Source organism: Phocaeicola sp. HCN-40430 (assembly GCF_037890285.1).
Taxonomy (GTDB): domain Bacteria; phylum Bacteroidota; class Bacteroidia; order Bacteroidales; family Bacteroidaceae; genus Phocaeicola; species Phocaeicola acetigenes.
The window spans coordinates 44,674-61,806 of record NZ_JBBKBS010000014.1 but is presented as its reverse complement, the minus strand read 5'-3'; the positions used below and the strand labels follow the sequence as shown (position 1 = coordinate 61,806).

Sequence of the window (17,133 nt, the reverse complement as noted above, 5' to 3'; positions counted from 1 at the left end):
CCGACGTCGTCGATTATAAAATACGTACCATAACGATACGTAAATATCCTATTCCAAGCCCCAATTACAGTATGTGTCCTATCAGTTTCGTTATTCTTTACCAATCAATGCCTGAATGGTGTGTCTCACCCGCTCTGCTGTTGTAACGGAGTGCATATACTCGTCTATCTCGCCATTACCTCCCATCGACAGAGCCGGATTTCTCAGTTTCATTTTACTCGCTTTGTTTTCACGGGCCGAGAAATGAAATTCTGCAGCTCCGGTTTTTTCAGCCAGCGACGCAATATTAGACTCATTCACCCCACATCCCGGCATAATTACAATACGACCGTCTGCCTGCTTTACCAAGTCAGCCAACAAGCCGGCTCCTTCCATCGCAGTTTTTTGCTGACCGGAAGTCAAGATACGATCTACTTTCAATTCGATAAGCTGTTCCATTGCCTGAAACGGATCCTTCACATAATCGAAGGCACGGTGAAAAGTCACAGCCATTCCTTCCGAAACTTTCATCAGACGCTCTATAGCCGAAATATCCAATTCACCTTCCGGAGTAAGACATCCGAATACTACTCCATCCGCACCTAACTGTCGAGCCATCCGAATATCCTCTTCCATTATATCCAACTCCAACGGAGAGTATAGAAAATCTCCTCCACGAGGACGAATAATCACATGCAAACGGATGTCAATCATCTTTCTTGCTAACTTGATTTCACCATACGAAGGTGTAGTTCCTCCCTCTGGCATCGAAGCGCATAATTCCACACGATGTGCTCCCCCTTGCTGTGCAGCCAGACAACTGGCCGCAGAATTGGCACAGATTTCAAAAGTATATTGTTTCATAACCATGATTTTAAACGTTGCACAATAAAAAAAGAGACTTCTTAAAAAGTCTCTTTACCCCTTTTCTATTGTACGCCTGTGGGGACTTTTAGAATGCAATCAAAAGACCTCAATAGGCATAATAAGATATTGTTATACAATATGTTACACTTTTTTTTTAAAAGTATCAATCAATTCCTAATACTATCATAAAGTGGGGGAACTTAAGTTCTCCCATGTTATCATAAAAGTATAAATTATCTTTAATTAAAGAATAAAGACTAAATAACATTTATATTCTATTACAAATATACAATAATATCTTGTAGTATCAGGTAATGTCACACTGATAAAAGTAAATTATTTTATTCATATTATTGTGGAAGTTAAACATAAATATATAAATAATATTAATAAACAATTACATTACAAGGGCTTATATTAAGGATTCAGGATTAGTCATGATACGTATCAGATGGAATTCAAAGAAGTCTGAAATGTCATTCTCGTTGGGTTATAAAATCGAACCTGAAAAATAGGACAGTTCAAAACAACTGGTTAAGGCTAATACCACATTTAAAGATGGTAAGAAAACTATTTATGCCAAAGAAATCAACGCTGCCATAAAAAATACATTATTAATTATTACTGTCCGATAAAATCGATTACATATTAAAATCCCGCTCGACCATTATGTATTCAATGGTAGAGTCTTGTTTTGTCATTCTAAGCCCCCGTTAAAAGAAACTCCACGAACATATGAGTTTCTTTTTCATTATCATAAGCAGCAGATTATCAGGTTTCTCTTCATTTTGGTCACATACAGAGCTCCTCTCAGCGTGAGTGTTTCCAACTTCTCATAGTCAATGTATGCGCGATTCATGGTAATTATATTTCCTTTGTTCAGTACTGACGGCCTTAACACGAGGGAATCGTTGGTGGTATCAGAAGTAAACTTTATATCTGAAGGAACTCCTTCGTTGGCATGTATGACGTATTCTTCCTTCAATAAAAGATACATTCCGATATAACCAACACTATACTCACGGCAATATTCCCGAAAGGAGCATGGTTGTCTGTCGAATGCACATAATTTTTAAAGTAGAAAAAACAGCCTGTAGTTTTCTACTTTTCCATTGTCTAAAATTTTATGGAAAAGTTAGAAATACTATAGGTAGACAACAATACGCTATCGTGGAAGATTGTACATTGGGAAATGGCACCCTATATTTAGATTGAGCAAATAAACAGCAAGAATCAGCAAACATACCTTCTTGTATATTCTTTTAAAAAGCAGATCTTTGTCATATGAAATGTTAATCCTAAAATTATGAATACATTTACGACTTTAGATTTTTGTATTTTTATTGCATATGCAATCCTAATTATTGTTGTCGGGTTGTACACGGGGTGGTCGAAAGGGGGAAAAGAAAAAGACTCCAAAGAATATTTCCTGGCAGGAAATTCATTGGCTTGGTGGGCAATAGGGGCATCAGTTATTGCTTCTAACATCTCGGCCGAACAGTTTATAGGGATGTCCGGCTCTGGCTTTGTTATTGGGTTAGGGATTGCATCTTATGAATTTATTGCGGCAGCATCATTGATTGTTGTAGCTGTATTGTTTTTACCTATCTTTCTTAAGACCCAAATCTATACGATGCCTCAATTTCTGGAAATTCGATATAGTAAATCGGTGAAGACGGTGATGGCTCTTTTTTGGTTGTTGGTTTTTATTTTCGTAAATCTTACTTCTATTTTATATTTAGGGGCATTAGCTATCAATAAAGTAGTAGAAATTCCTATTTTCAGCAGTATAATCTGTTTGGCTTTATTTGCTGGAATTTATGCTATTTATGGAGGGCTGAAGGCGGTGGCTTTAACAGATTTGGTGCAGGTGGTGTTTTTGATTGGTGGTGGATTGTTGACTACATATATTGCGTTGGATTATTATGCAGAAGGTCAGGGAGCTTATGTAGGAATACAAAAATTGATGATGAATGTACCGGAAAAGTTTGATATGATATTGGATAAATCAAATCCTAATTACACTTATTTACCAGGGATTGGTGTGATTGCCGGTGGACTTTGGGTGAGTGCTTTGTATTATTTTGGATGTAACCAGTACATTATCCAACGAGCATTGGCTGGTAAAAGTTTGGCTGAAGCTCAACTGGGACTTGTGTTTGCCGGATTCTTAAAATTAATCTTACCTATCATTGTGGTAGTGCCGGGTATTGTGGCTTTTGCACTCAATGCACCCATAGACAAACCGGATCAGGCTTATCCTTGGCTGATGCATAACTTTATTCCATCCGGTGTCAGAGGAATTGCTTTTGCTGCATTGGTGGCTGCTGTGGTAAGTTCGCTGGCATCTATGGTAAATAGTATCACTACTATTTTTACGATGGATATATATAAGGAATATCTAGTGAAGCAAAAAACTGTGAGCGAGAAAAAACTGGTAGCAATAGGACGTGTTTTCGGTGTAATCAGTCTGGTGATAGCAGTAGTGATAGCACCGATGCTGGGGAATTTGGAACAAGCTTTCCAATTTATACAGGAGTTTACTGGTTTTATCAGTCCTGGAGCCTTGGCTATCTTTATAATGGGTTTCTTTTGGAAGCGTGCAGAATCACGGGGAGCTTTGGCGGCAGCTATCGGTACTTTTATCTTTTCGCTGACAATGCTATGTTTCTTTCCTGAAGTGTCATTTATCGATCGTATGGGATATGTATTCTTATTATGTATTTTGTTGATTGTCATATTCGGCTTGTGTAATAAGCAGAAGCAGTCTACAAAATGTATAGAAATAGAGGCACGGTTGTTTGCTACCACTCGTTTGTTTAAGATATTGAGTTTTATAATATTATTGACATTAGGTGTTATCTATTATATTTTTTGGTAATTAATTTTGGATAAGCAGAAAAATCAAAACGGAATAATAAACATGGAAGAATTGTTAGACAGAATTGCAAAATGTGTAGAGTTTGGTAAGATAAACGAAAAAACTCCTTATCCTCCTACAATGAAAGGTCAGCCAGGCGCAGATGAATTGACACTTCAAGCATTGAATGAAGGAATAGAACCCGCTGTGATTCTTCAGAAAGGCTTGATTGTGGGTATGGAGCGAATCGGAGTAAAGTTTAAAGCTAATCAGGTATTTGTTCCTCAAGTACTGATGAGTGCAAAGGCTATGGGGACCGCTATGAATCATTTGAAAAAGTTCTTTAATGATGGTAGTGTACAACGTAAAGGTACAGTGATTATTGGTACGGTAGAAGGCGACTTACATGACATTGGTAAGAATTTAGTTTCTATGATGGTGGAAGGCAATGGATATGAAGTGATAGATTTGGGAGTGGATGTAAAGGCCGAAAAGTTTGTAGAGGCTCTTGAGAATCATCCGGATGCATTCGTTTGTATGTCGGCATTGCTGACCACAACAATGACTAATATGGAGCAGATAAATGCTTTATTGAAGGCGAAAAAACCAGATGTGAAGACATTTATCGGAGGAGCTCCTGTAACAGCAGAGTTTGCAAAACAGATTGGTGTTGACTATTATACCGACGGTCCTCAAGAACTGGTTGAGATATTGAATAAATTGAGTGCTTGATATTAAATTAAAACGAAGATAATATTATGAGTCAATGGACAGATGAAATATTTGCAACATCTCAAAGAGTAGCCATTCCGGTAATGACACATCCGGGAATAGAAGCCTTGGGCTACAAGGTAATTGATGCGGTAAAGAGTGGTGAGGTACACTATCAAGCTATTAAGTATCTGGCAGACCATTATTCCTCTGCTGCTTGTTCTACAATTATGGATTTGACGGTGGAAGCTGAGGCTTTTGGTTGCCAAATTGAGTTTCCTGAAAATGATATGCCACATGTTTTAGGCAGATTGGTATATGATGAAACTTCAGTAGAGGCTTTACAAGTTCCGAATTTGCATATGGGGCGTGTGCCTGAATATTTAAAAGCAACTCGAATGGCAGTAGAAACAATTACTGATAAACCAGTATTGGCCGGTTGTATAGGTCCTTTCTCTCTAGCAGGAAGATTGTATGATATGTCTGAAATAATGGTTGCCATTTATACTGAACCTGAAGTGATTTTGACTCTCTTAAGGAAATGTAATGAGTTTATCATTAGTTATTGTCGTGAGTTGAAAAACTTGGGTGCTTCGGGAGTGTTCATCGCTGAACCTGCAGCAGGGTTATTATCAAATGATGATTGTATGATATATTCAACAGTATTCATACAAGAACTAGTAAAAGAATTACAAGATGATAAATTTGCTGTAATTTTGCATAACTGTGGAAATACGGGACAATGTACGCAAGCAATGATTGAAAGTGGAGCTGCTGCCTTACATTTTGGAAATGCAGTAGATATGATGGAGGCATTAAAGGTTTGTCCTGCTAATATAGTTGTGATGGGTAATGTTGATCCTGTGGGAGTCATAAAACAAGCTTCTCCAGAGAAAGTGAAAGAAGTGACATTAGGATTGTTACATAAAACATCTGATTATAAAAATTTTGTATTGTCTTCAGGATGTGATATTCCTCCACATGTATCGCTGGAGAATATAAATGCATTTTTTAAAGCTTTGGAAGAATATAATAGGTAACAGATAATATATATATGATTGTTCAATAGGTATTTTTATATGATAAAAGCAGGGCAATTTTTCTATTTTTGAAATTGGGAAATTGTACCCTGCTTAAATTAGACATTGTCCAAAATTTTGTGTAAATGGAAACAGGATTCAGTTGTAAGTTTGTTCTTATATCTGGATTCTGTTTTCAAACATAAGCATAAATTGATTCATAATCAAACCCCAGTTTGAAATAGGCATTGTCCATTTCTTTTCAATCTCCATAAGCGAAAGAAATACGGTCTTTTTTACAGCATCATCCGAAGGGAATGAAAGCTTTGATTTGGTGTACTTTCTGATTTTTCCGTTTAGATTCTCAATGAGATTGGTTGTGTAGATTATTTTTCTGATTTCCAGCGAGAACTGGAAGAAAACAGCCAAATCATCCAAGTTGTTTCTCCATGAAAGTATAGCATAAGGATGCTTTCATACCCATTTCTTTTCCAGATTGTCAAATTCTGTGGCTGCAACCTCTTTGTTGGGTGCATTATAGATATTCTTCATATCCGCTGTAAACTCTTTTTTGTCCTTATAAACAACATATTTACAGGAGTTTCTGATCTGATGCACCACACAGATTTGAGTGGATGACTGAGGGAATACGGTACGGATGGTATCCGTAAATCCATTCAGGTTATCGGTACAGGTAATCAGTATATCCTGCACTCTACGGGCCTTTAAATCGGTCAGGACACCCATCCAGAAAGAAGAACTTTCCGATTTGCCAACCCACATGCCAAGGACTTCCTTCAGACCGTTCTGTTTCAGTCCGACGCAAAGGTAAACGGTCTTGTTTATGATTTTGCCGTTATCCCGTACCTTGAAGACGATACCATCCATCCAGACTATCAGATAAACAGGATCCAGAGGGCGGTTCTGCCATTCCTGGGCTGCCTGATTGACTTTGTTGGTAATGATGGAAATGGCCGATGTAGAGAGCTCTATTTCATAAATCTCACGCATTTCTTCTTCTATATCAGAAACACTCATTCCTTTGGCGTATAAGGAGATAACAAGCTTCTCTATCGAAAGTCCACGGCTTTCATGTTTGGGCACGGCTATCGGCTCAAATTGACCGTTACGATCACCGGGTATAGAGATGACAGCTTCTCCATGTTCGGTCTGGATTTTCTTCGGATAACTTCCATTACGGGAGTTACCGGTGTTATTTCCTGCCACAGAATTCTTTTCATAGCCCAAATGGGCATCCATTTCGCCTTCAAGCATCTTCTCCAGCACTTGGGCATGCAACTGCTTCAGAAACTTACTCACATCGGCTTCTGTTTTAAACTGCCTAAGGAACTCCTTGCTCAACACCTCATCGGGCACTACTTGATTCTTTTCTTTCATAATCTTCTTCATTTTGCAAATCTATAAAATAAAAAATACGAGACTCATTTCTGAATCCCGTATTTCCATTTACACAAAATATTTTATAGTGCCTTTTTATCAGACAGCAATAAATTTTTAATCAGATAAATTGAAAGCCTCTATAATACATTCTAATGCGCTTGAGTTTGCTGCAACTCCTTTTTCTTTAAACGGACCTTCCCAATGACAACCAAAACTTCGAGAAACCAAGTTATAGTTATTATTTAAAATGGAATCAGCATTAGTTAAAATAAACTGTTTATACTCTTCATTTTTAGTAACACTATATAAAAAAGCCAGATGACGAATAAAAATTCCTTTAAATTGAACTCCATCATTACCTTCTGCTATATCAATTCGCTTCTCTGATAAAACGCCATTTACTGTTACAAATTCCTTTTTTATTGCAGAATCGGCCAGCCTCACCGCAATGTCTAAAAACTTTTGTTCTTTTGAATATAAATACATTTCTGTAAATACAGCAATAGCTACTCCTTGATTATATGTATAATGACCCTCTCTATTGGGAGAACCATCTTTACTTAGTCCATCTTCTATAATCTGCTTATCTTCATTGTATAAACCAGTAGAAAGGTACCAATCGACTTCTTTTAAAAACCAATGAAGATACACATCTTCTTCTGTCAACTTATATAAACGAATAGCAGTCAACGCAAATAAATTATTAGCTATTGAATTTTTATATTCCAACGGATTCTTTTTCCAATAAATACCACCTCCTAAAGTATCATCCCAACCAGTTGTCATATCTGCAAATATAACTTTGGCCATTTCCAGATATTCTGCATTACCGAACACTTCAAAAGCCTTAATCCAAGCGAGAGCCCACCAACCTTCATCATCATAAAAATCATTTATAAAGGAATCAAAATAACAAATAAATTTTCCATCACTCCCTTTAAGTTCATAATGCGACGCTCTCTGATAAACATCATCAACCACAGTCAAAATTTTATCATATTCTCCTGAAACTTCTGCATATCGGATTAAAGCAGTCAAGACATTAGCTGAATTCCACCAGCCAGCAGTATTCCAAACACTACTTGAATCATTTCTATGTTTTAAAGAATACTCAACACCTTCATTCATTTTTTCTTGATAAACATAACTCTGCTTTTCTGTACATGCAAAAAAAACAACAGCAAGTAAAAATACTCCCCAAAATTTTATTCCAATAATATTTTTCATCTTTATCATTTTAATTCATTCAACAATTCCAATTTTCCATCCTTTATTAATTTTAAAACCAACTCTCCAAACAATGTATTTTGCCATGCAAACCAAGCCCGAGTAAAGTTTGCCGGATTATCCTTGTGAAAAGATTCATGCATAAATCCTGTATTATTATCAGTATCAATCAACATTTGCATACAATGTTTAATTTCTTCATCACACTGACTTGTAAATGCCTTCATCATAATACTCATTGGCCAAATCATATCATAGCCAATATGGGGACCACCAATTCCTTCACCAGCAGACCCCTTAAAGAAATATGGATTATCCTTACTCCATACATACTTTCTAGTATTTTGATAAATAGGATCATTAATATCTACATCCCCCAAGTAAGGTAAAGCCAGCAAACTTGGCACATTTGCGTCATCCATCAGCAAATGATTTCCAAAGCCATCAACTTCAAAAGCATAAATAGTACCATATTTAGGATGGTTATAAGTAGCATATTTTTTCAGAGCTTCTTCTACTTCAGTAGCCAGATTTCTGCACTCTTTTGCCAGTTCATTTTTATGATTCACTTTTTCCAAAATTTCAGCAGCTTTCCGCAAGGATGTTACAGCAAAGAAATTAGATGGAATTAAAAACTGAAGTGTAGTAGCATCATCAGAAGGTCTAAAGGAGGAAACAATCAAACCGACAGGATTCACTGGAGCCCCCAGTCCATTATTGTTCAATGTGTCAAGAGCTCTTTCAGTTTTTCTTTGAAAGCTGTAATTTCCAACTCCATCCTTACGCTGTTGTTCTTTGAATGTCTTTAAAATATTTTCAATAGCCATGATCCAGTCAGCATCAAAGACACTATCATCTCCTGTGATTATCCAATAATGATAAGCCAGTCGTAACGGATAACACAACGAGTCTATCTCCCATTTACGCTCATGAAGTTCTGGTTTCATATCTGTCATATCAGTATCCCATCCACCTCCGGTTGCTCCATCATTAAACGCATTGGCATAAGGATCAATATTAATACATTTAAACTGGCGACGTATAACACCTTCAATCATTGATTTTAACTTTGGGTCTTCATTTGCAAACTGCACATATGGCCAAACTTGAGCCCCAGAATCTCTAAGCCACATAGCATGAATATCACCTGTATAAACAAATGTATCCGGTTTTCCATTCTGAACTCTATAATGAACTGTTGTTTCAAGAGTGTTTGGAAAGCAGTTTTCAAACATCCAGATCAACTTAGGGTTTGTCAGCATCTTTTTTACTTCTTGAATTTTTTGTTCTATTACTTCAGAAGTAAATAACCTTTTATTTACAGGAGGACGTTGACTCACATATATTTTATCAGACTGAATCTTATCCACTCTAATATTATCATTCAACATAGTAAAACCAGCAGCATACACACCTTGCCCAACTAAAGTTGCTGCAATAAAACCTAAACAATGTAACTTTTTCATAACTGATTAATTTTAAAATTCATAACATTTTTTTCTCCTTTATAAGGCTTCATTACAAAACGCAAAACTCCTCCATTCATAATATCTGAATGAGAAATATAGTTTTTATCCCAAACTTCTCCATTCAAATAAACTTTATCTACTAAAATATTTTGTTTTGAGTAATTTTCTACTTCTATGTAAAAAGACTTCCCATTAGACAGTTTAATTTGTGCAGACTCTATCTGAGGAGCCCCTAATATATACTCACCATTACAAGGATTCACAGGATAAAAGCCTAAAACCGAAAAAGCATACCAAGCAGACATTTGTCCACAATCATCATTCCCCTGAAGTCCATCTGGTGCATTCCTATAAAATTTATCAACAATTAAATTAATAATCAGATCAGTTTTAAAGCCATCTGAGGTATATTTATACAAATACGGTACATGGTGACAAGGTTCATTTCCATGCCAATACTCTCCCAAACAACCTGTAGCAACTTCTGTTGCAGAAAAATACGGATGAGTTTTTGCATAAAACATTGAATCTAATTTTTCTTTAAATGGCTCTTCTCCCCCCATTAAATCAATCAATCCTAAAATATCTTGTTGTACATGAAATAAATAATGCCAAGGATTACCTTCGGTATAATCAGAAAAAGGAACCCATTCGCCTACAGCAAGAGAGAAATCATCTATTTTTCTAAATTCACCAGAAGCATATCTTCCACACATGAATCCAATTGATTTATCATAGACATTCCTATACAACTGAGAGCGTTTACTAAAATATTTATAATCCTCTTCTTTTCCAAAAAGTTTTGCACATTGCGACAATGCATAATCATTCAATGTACCCTCTAATAGGCGAGATACAGTTTCTCTATTATCATCAATAGCTGATAATTTTACATCCAAAGGAATGTATCCATATTGATTTATTACCTCTACATGATTACGATAATGAGACTGTTTCAATGTTGTTTTCATCGCACTATAAAGCTCATCATCAGAATAGTTACAAGGTTTTATTCCTTTTAGGCGAGCATCAGCCAGCACACTTACAGCATGATTGGCAATCATCGTATGGACTTCTTTTCCCCATAGCCCCCAGCGTGGTAAGTATGGATGTGCCTCATTGGGATTATTTTTATCAACAGGTTTATGATAATAGGCCTCCAATAAAGAAGCACCCATTTCAGAAACCTTCTCAGGAGTCAGTATTGTATACAATGGATGTGCTGCACGATATGTGTCCCAAAGTGAAAAGGTTGAATGAAATTTTCCACTTCTTGCTGTATAAACAGAGTCATTTTCAGCACGATATTTTCCATCTACATCTGCTAAATTATTAGGCTGTATATACAAGTGATAAATGGAAGTATAAAAAGATATTTTCTTTTCATCATCAACCGTAATATCCACACTTGAAAGTATATCGTTCCATTCTTTTTCAGCAGCCTCTTTTATAGAAGTAAATGTAGTTGTTTCTGGCACTTCCTGCTCTAAATTATTCAAGGCTCCTTCGATACTAGTTGTAGACAATGCGACCTTCACCAATAAATCTTTATTGCCACTCATATCAAACTGCAAAAGATACCGCGGAGCTTTCTCTTCTTTTCCATCTGGAGCATCGAGCATCTTTTTTGAAATAATAGGACGACTAAATTTTATAACATAAAACAATTTACGATCAGTCCACTGTTCCGCTTTTCTATAGCCTACTAAAGTATGCTCATCAATAAATTCTTGAGAAGCTTCCAACACATTGTCACAAATAGTTCTTATATCCCATTTCACCCCGTATTGCAAATCTATCAAAAGATTTGCAGATTCTGGCTCCTCAAACAAATACTCATGAATTCCCACATGGGGAGTAGCAGTTAGGGAAACATCAACTCCATGATCTTTCAAATATACATGATAAAAACCTGGTGAGGCCTGTTCTGAAGATTTATCATATTTTGATTTAAAATCTGATCGCTTAGTACCTATAGAATCCTTCATACAAAAAGGCATTAATAAAATATCTGCCAAAGAAGGACATCCCGTACCATTTAAATGAGTATGAGTAAATCCTATTAAATATGGATCATTATATTGATATCCAGCAACACGAGCGTTTTCATATCGAAAATAATAATCAGTATATGATTCAGGACTTAGCTGTACCATTCCCATTGGAACTGTTGCTCCCGGGAAACAATGTCCCTCACCTTGAGTTCCAATAAAAGGGTTTACATACTGAGTATAATCTTTCTCTTCTACCAAGTTTGAAGTACAAGCACACAATAAAAAGGCAATAACTGAAATTAATATTTTCTTCATCTTTTTTTTATCTTATAAGATCTATTGGATAAATAACTGTATTTACTTTTTGAAGATTAGCTAAACGAATCCATGTAGTAAACTTTCTTTCACCCTCTTTTAACTCTATAATTCTAGCGCCAGCTCCTTCTGGTATATCACAATAAGTGCTACTACCACCTGTAAAACGCCCATAAGCCAATGCTATACCATTCCACACAGTAATAAAATCATTTACATGATCATGCCCGGCAAATACCCCCATCATATCACCACACTGTATCATGGCTGCAAATAGTCCTGTATTCATTTCCGGAGCACATACAGGTTCTCTACGAACACCTATTAATGGAGATTTTTCATTGGCTGCTGCATATTTATATTCTGGCAATGGTATATGTAAAAAAGCCAAAGAAGGCAAACGCAAAGGATTGTAAAACTTACTACTTTTCAGATACCATTCTACCTGTTCTGGCTTAATCCACCCATAAGAATTAAAGTTTTCTATATCAGAGTATGAATGGCTATCAAAAAAATAAAGAAAAGCACCCTCTTTGTCAGATCCGGATTCTATCACTGGCAAAACATAATTACTCATACCAGGCACACCTTCTACTGTAGTTGTCAAATTTCCTGGAATGGTTTTCAGATGCTCTAAAATTTCTTCTTTAGTTTTTCCGTATTCACTGTCATGATTACCAAAGATTGTTGCAAAAGGGATTTTGCGCAATACAATAGGTTCAAAAACTTCATCAATACCCTTCATCACAGGAGTACCATGTATATAGTCACCTGTTATGACTACAAGATCTGGTTTCTCTGTATCAAGTATTCTCTCCATTCCTCTTTTTATCATAGGTGTACTTTCATGCCCGGGAGTCCAATGAATATCAGTAAACTGTACTATCTTGAATTTCCCGTCCTTTCCAAACTTCAAATTATTCTGAGCACACAAAAATATCACATTAATAAAAAAAAATAAAAGAATAAAAATGTTTCTCATACTATGAAGGAATTAAAAAGAGATGCTGAAACTCATATTATACTCCAGCATCTCTTCAAAATCAATTACTTAAATCAATAATTTCTAAACAATATACTTCCAGATACTATATCACCTTTTTTCAGATGACGATATTCTTTCTCTGCAAAAGGAACGATAAAGCCTTCTTTACCTGGATTTACATAATCTGCTACCAAAACTCTTATTTGACCATTTTCTCTCCATGTTCTTACTGACTGATTTCCGTCAGAAACAACTTTCCAACATTTTGAATCATTTTCAGAGGAGGTTAAAGACGCCTCATAAATGTTCTCCTTGGTCGATCTGAATATATTTGATCCGGCCTCAGTCTGATCCTTACCCCAATCCACTACAGGTTGTACAGAAGGACCAGCCAATCCACTTACAGAAATTGATGAATCAAAAGCTTTGGCAGAACCTTCAAGAGCTCCAATATGATCAACAGGATATACATTCCAGTATCCCTCACGCTTCCATTTTAACACATCATAATCACCAGGTAAAGTAAAAACAATACCTATCTGACGAGGTGAAACCGGTTCTTTAGCTACAAATTTATAATCAACCTTTACAGAACCATCTGAAAGGAATGAATATGTATACTTTCCTTTTGCTTCCTTATAATACCCAGATACCTCAATAACCACTGATTCTTTAGATTGCTTAACCTCATAATTTTCAGCTATCCATCGTGTACATGTAGGGTTATATGGATCAAAATTCTGACCTTCACCAGTCATCTGAATACCTCTACCTTCGCTATTCAAAGGAAGCAACATCAATGTCGGATTATAATTTATCTTTCCGTTTTTCTTGTCAAATGTATATTCAAAGACTTTAGAACTTACTGTTATAGAGTTATCTGTTTCTTTAACTGATAGTTTATAAGTCTTTTCTTTTATTCTATTTATCTCTTTCAACTGAATCTTGAAATTATATTCATCAATCGTAATTCCATTCCAGTCAATAACTTCTATTGCCAAAGTTTCATCAGAATATGCTTCTTCAGGCAAAGTAATTGTCAGGTTAGATTCACTTCTTGGGGCAATATTAGCTTCAAGACGACCGTTCGAATTTTCTGTTTTCCACAAAATCTTGACATCTGAAAGATTAGTGAAATTAAAACGGTTTTCAACAAAAAATTTCACTTCACCATCTGCATTTATATTACCTTCCTGGAAAATCTTAACAGGACTGTAAGCCTTTTTCATATTCCAATATTCAGGCTTCGGCCTACGCCATCCATCTATAGGTCCCCATGTTCCATAACCAACAGTTTTTCCATTTGGCAAGAAGAATGTATCGTCTATACCAGCCCAAATAGCTCCACCTAGAACTCCCTGGCTATGATACATATCGGTATACATTTTATCAAGTATTTCTCCCCACATATTTCTCAAACCAGGATCGGAAGAAAGTTCCAAACGATTATATGCATTCAAATGACAATATTCATCAAATACTATAGGACGTTTTTCGTTTCTATACTTATCTGGACCTGAAGGACCTGGATAATGATGATTTCCTATTTCTAAGTCATTCCCATCTGAAGAAGGTTCCCATTGACTGAATACACGTGGACGGGTTGGATCCATTTCTTTAATCAGTCTTGCAGCATTCTGAAAGTATTCCTTATACTTACGAGATTCATTTCCCACAGACCAAATCAAAACAGAAGGATGTGAACGATCACGATTAACCATCTCAATATGCTGATTTTCCAATGCTTTATGTCTATCAGATTCTTCAACATTTGTTTCATCTGCCCAACAGAAAGGAGCCTCAACTTCAACAAACATTCCAAGTTCATCACATGCATCCAACAGATTTTCATGAGGCGGATAATGAGATGTTCTGATATAATTTACATTACCTTCTCTGAAAATTCTAACATCTTTTTCCCATATATCACCTATTACAGATCGACCTCTTAAAGGCATAACTTCATGGCGGTTAACTCCACGCAATTTAACAGGCATATTATTGACATATAGCTGATTTCCTCTTACTTCAATCTGACGGAAACCAACCTTTCTAGTAGTTTCATGCAATACATTTGAATTACCATCAACAAGCTTGCATGTCATCACATAAAGATACGGATGTTCCTGATTCCATTTAATCGGGGATTTTACATTAAAAGCGATATTTTGTTTTACCTTTTTACCACTTTTTAATGACACTGGATACTTTGATTTTCCTATATTTATTTCTTTTCCAGACTTGTCCTTTAATGTAAATTGAAGGAACAGCCCCTCTCTATCTTTATCAGATTCATTTGAAAGTTCCACTTCTGTACACAACTCTGCATCATTATAATATTTGTCGAACTGAGTTGATACATGAAACATAGAAATATTAGAAGTTTCCAATGGGAACAAGAACAAATCTCGTGTTATTCCTCCCAAATCGTGAACAGCATATTTTGAAGCATTAGCCAGTGAATCAGCTAGTCCGTAAGATTTGACTCCAATAACAATTTTGTTATCCTTACCATATTCAACAAAATCAGTAACATCATACTCAAACGAAGTAAAACCTCCAAAATGACTTCCTACAGAATCACCATTAATAAATATACGGCTTTCACTATATACACCATTACAACGCAGTTTGATACGTTTTCCATTCCAAGATGCAGGGACAGTAAATGAACGTTTATATGCAGCTTCAGTACCCCTCTCTACAGTAAAGCCCTGCATACACCATTCTCCTGGAACTTCTATAGATTTCCATTTACCTACATAATCCTGCTTCCAGAAATTATCAGATGGTGAGTCACTAAAACTCCAAGCACCTGTCAAATCAACTTTATTCTTATTAATTTCAACAGGCAAAGGAGAAAGTCTTGGCACATTTATCTCTGCCTGCAAGGTAATACTAAGTAACAAACAAATAATAAATAATATATTTCTCATATTACAAGAATCAGCGTTAGAATATAAGTTTTACAGTATCTACAAAACGGGTTCTACTTTCCGGTTTAATCTGCAAATAAACAGCTCCATCCTTACAAGTAAAATCTACCTCTTCACCAGTTCTAAGCAATATGGCCTTTTTTGGAGTTCCATCAGTCACAACCTTAACTTTTTTATGGAAATTAGGATAAACATGTACATATACATTATTATCTTTTAAAGTGACAGGTTGATTTGATTCTTCCGGGAAATTACCAGGTTTAGTACCAAAAATGGATTCTCCTGAGTGTTTCATCCATGCAGCTAAATCTTCCCAAGCTTCTAATGCTTCAACTGGTATACTACCATCTTTATATGGACCTACATTAGCCAACAAATTACCTCCCCATGCACGCAAGATAACAAGTTTTTCCAATACATCATTTGCAGAGTCCATTCTATCACTATATGAATAACTCCACCAGCGACTAGGCCAACAAGGATCACAAGTTTCAAACCATCCGGTAAAGCGCTTTGAAGGTAATACACCCTCTGTATCACCATAGTCACCACCAGGACCATTTCGTCTGTTAATTACGATTCCGGGCTGCAACTTGCGAACTTCATCATTTGAAATTTCACCTTTTCCTCCATCAAACCAGATAAGGTCAATTTTACCATAATTTGTAAGCAACTCACGCACATGATTGGCAACCAATTCCTGTCTTGCTTTCTCATGTGATTCTGGTTTAACAGGTAATTTGTCGATTTGCTTGTGATATATATCCAGTATTGTTTCTCCCGACTGATCCCAATTGATATATTCTGCATCAAACAACCAATCTACAGGAGAGTAATAAAAGCCCACTTTAATATTATGCTTTCGGCAAGCATCAACATATTCTTTTATGATATCTCTACCTCCCATTTTAGTCTGCACTCCGAAAGTACTGTACTTGCTCGGCCAGAAAGTATATCCATCATGATGCTTTGTAGTATACACTGCATATTTAAAACCTGCTTTAGCAGCCTTTTCCATTATATCATCAAAATCTAGTTTCTCAGGATTCCAACCATCCGCCATAGCCCAATAGTCTACCGGAGCAATTTCACCATCTTCCCATCTTTTATTTGCAAACATTCCCCACGATAAATCTATACCTCCATGATTTGCAGCAAGTCCGAAATGTATAAACAGTCCTAGTCCTGCTTCAGGAAACCATTGTGCATCAGGGTGTGTATTTCTCATTGGAACAATCTCACCATCCTGACTAGGAACCTGACCCAATATAACATGCTGCGCATTTGCAACATCATTCTGTGCATTAAGTGCTCCCAAACTAAACAAAAAGCTTAACGCTACCAATAGTTTTCTCTTCATATTGTCAATT

General features: G+C 36.1%; 11 protein-coding genes and 1 pseudogene. 3 read left to right on the top strand and 9 right to left on the bottom strand.

What is annotated here, in order from left to right; genetic code table 11:
* Positions 1-90: 90 nt before the first annotated feature.
* A complete protein-coding gene (locus WKU26_RS07830; RefSeq protein WP_269877793.1) occupies positions 91-843 on the bottom strand; it encodes a copper homeostasis protein CutC in 753 nt (250 codons plus the stop codon).
* Between the two features lie 757 nt (positions 844-1,600).
* Positions 1,601-1,843, bottom strand: coding sequence for a hypothetical protein (locus tag WKU26_RS07825; protein ID WP_340321547.1), 243 nt, complete (start codon positions 1,841-1,843; stop codon positions 1,601-1,603).
* 309 nt (positions 1,844-2,152) lie between these two features.
* On the opposite strand from WKU26_RS07825, the gene WKU26_RS07820 reads away from it, so the two are divergent.
* From WKU26_RS07820 to WKU26_RS07810, 3 genes are read left to right on the top strand one after another with little or no spacing between them, the layout of a single operon-like run.
* Positions 2,153-3,727 carry a sodium/sugar symporter gene (locus tag WKU26_RS07820; RefSeq protein ID WP_340321546.1) on the top strand — a complete coding sequence of 525 codons (1,575 nt, stop codon included), beginning with the start codon at positions 2,153-2,155 and terminating at the stop codon, positions 3,725-3,727.
* A gap of 42 nt (positions 3,728-3,769) precedes the next feature.
* Positions 3,770-4,438: a corrinoid protein gene (locus WKU26_RS07815; protein WP_340321545.1), complete on the top strand. Its 669-nt coding sequence runs from the start codon at positions 3,770-3,772 to the stop codon at positions 4,436-4,438.
* Between the two features lie 26 nt (positions 4,439-4,464).
* Positions 4,465-5,457, top strand: coding sequence for a uroporphyrinogen decarboxylase family protein (locus tag WKU26_RS07810; RefSeq protein WP_340321544.1), 993 nt, complete (start codon positions 4,465-4,467; stop codon positions 5,455-5,457).
* 156 nt (positions 5,458-5,613) lie between these two features.
* Here WKU26_RS07810 and WKU26_RS07805 read toward each other — a convergent pair.
* The 7 genes and pseudogenes from WKU26_RS07805 to WKU26_RS07775 all read right to left on the bottom strand — a co-directional run bounded on the left by WKU26_RS07805 (position 5,614) and on the right by WKU26_RS07775 (position 17,123).
* Positions 5,614-6,834: pseudogene (locus WKU26_RS07805) on the bottom strand (IS256 family transposase).
* Between the two features lie 117 nt (positions 6,835-6,951).
* Positions 6,952-8,064: a glycoside hydrolase family 76 protein gene (locus tag WKU26_RS07800; RefSeq protein WP_340321543.1), complete on the bottom strand. Its 1,113-nt coding sequence runs from the start codon at positions 8,062-8,064 to the stop codon at positions 6,952-6,954.
* 5 nt (positions 8,065-8,069) lie between these two features.
* A complete protein-coding gene (locus WKU26_RS07795) occupies positions 8,070-9,530 on the bottom strand; it encodes a glycoside hydrolase family 125 protein (RefSeq protein WP_340321542.1) in 1,461 nt (486 codons plus the stop codon).
* Positions 9,527-11,842, bottom strand: coding sequence for a GH92 family glycosyl hydrolase (locus WKU26_RS07790; RefSeq protein ID WP_340321541.1), 2,316 nt, complete (start codon positions 11,840-11,842; stop codon positions 9,527-9,529). Before WKU26_RS07790 ends, WKU26_RS07795 begins: the two co-directional genes overlap by 4 nt.
* Before the next feature lie 7 nt (positions 11,843-11,849).
* Positions 11,850-12,824, bottom strand: a complete 975-nt coding sequence (locus tag WKU26_RS07785; RefSeq protein ID WP_340321540.1) for a metallophosphoesterase family protein — start codon at positions 12,822-12,824, stop codon at positions 11,850-11,852.
* 74 nt (positions 12,825-12,898) lie between these two features.
* A complete protein-coding gene (locus WKU26_RS07780; protein WP_340321539.1) occupies positions 12,899-15,763 on the bottom strand; it encodes a glycoside hydrolase family 2 TIM barrel-domain containing protein in 2,865 nt (954 codons plus the stop codon).
* 16 nt (positions 15,764-15,779) lie between these two features.
* A complete protein-coding gene (locus WKU26_RS07775) occupies positions 15,780-17,123 on the bottom strand; it encodes an alpha-L-fucosidase (RefSeq protein WP_340321537.1) in 1,344 nt (447 codons plus the stop codon).
* Positions 17,124-17,133 lie beyond the last annotated feature (10 nt).

Coding starts and splice junctions, on each gene's coding strand:
- WKU26_RS07830 (WP_269877793.1), bottom strand. CDS start 843: ATGAAACAATATACTTTTGAAATCTGTGCCAATTCTGCGGCCAGTTGT.
- WKU26_RS07825 (WP_340321547.1), bottom strand. CDS start 1,843: ATGTATCTTTTATTGAAGGAAGAATACGTCATACATGCCAACGAAGGA.
- WKU26_RS07820 (WP_340321546.1), top strand. CDS start 2,153: ATGAATACATTTACGACTTTAGATTTTTGTATTTTTATTGCATATGCA.
- WKU26_RS07815 (WP_340321545.1), top strand. CDS start 3,770: ATGGAAGAATTGTTAGACAGAATTGCAAAATGTGTAGAGTTTGGTAAG.
- WKU26_RS07810 (WP_340321544.1), top strand. CDS start 4,465: ATGAGTCAATGGACAGATGAAATATTTGCAACATCTCAAAGAGTAGCC.
- WKU26_RS07800 (WP_340321543.1), bottom strand. CDS start 8,064: ATGAAAAATATTATTGGAATAAAATTTTGGGGAGTATTTTTACTTGCT.
- WKU26_RS07795 (WP_340321542.1), bottom strand. CDS start 9,530: ATGAAAAAGTTACATTGTTTAGGTTTTATTGCAGCAACTTTAGTTGGG.
- WKU26_RS07790 (WP_340321541.1), bottom strand. CDS start 11,842: ATGAAGAAAATATTAATTTCAGTTATTGCCTTTTTATTGTGTGCTTGT.
- WKU26_RS07785 (WP_340321540.1), bottom strand. CDS start 12,824: ATGAGAAACATTTTTATTCTTTTATTTTTTTTTATTAATGTGATATTT.
- WKU26_RS07780 (WP_340321539.1), bottom strand. CDS start 15,763: ATGAGAAATATATTATTTATTATTTGTTTGTTACTTAGTATTACCTTG.
- WKU26_RS07775 (WP_340321537.1), bottom strand. CDS start 17,123: ATGAAGAGAAAACTATTGGTAGCGTTAAGCTTTTTGTTTAGTTTGGGA.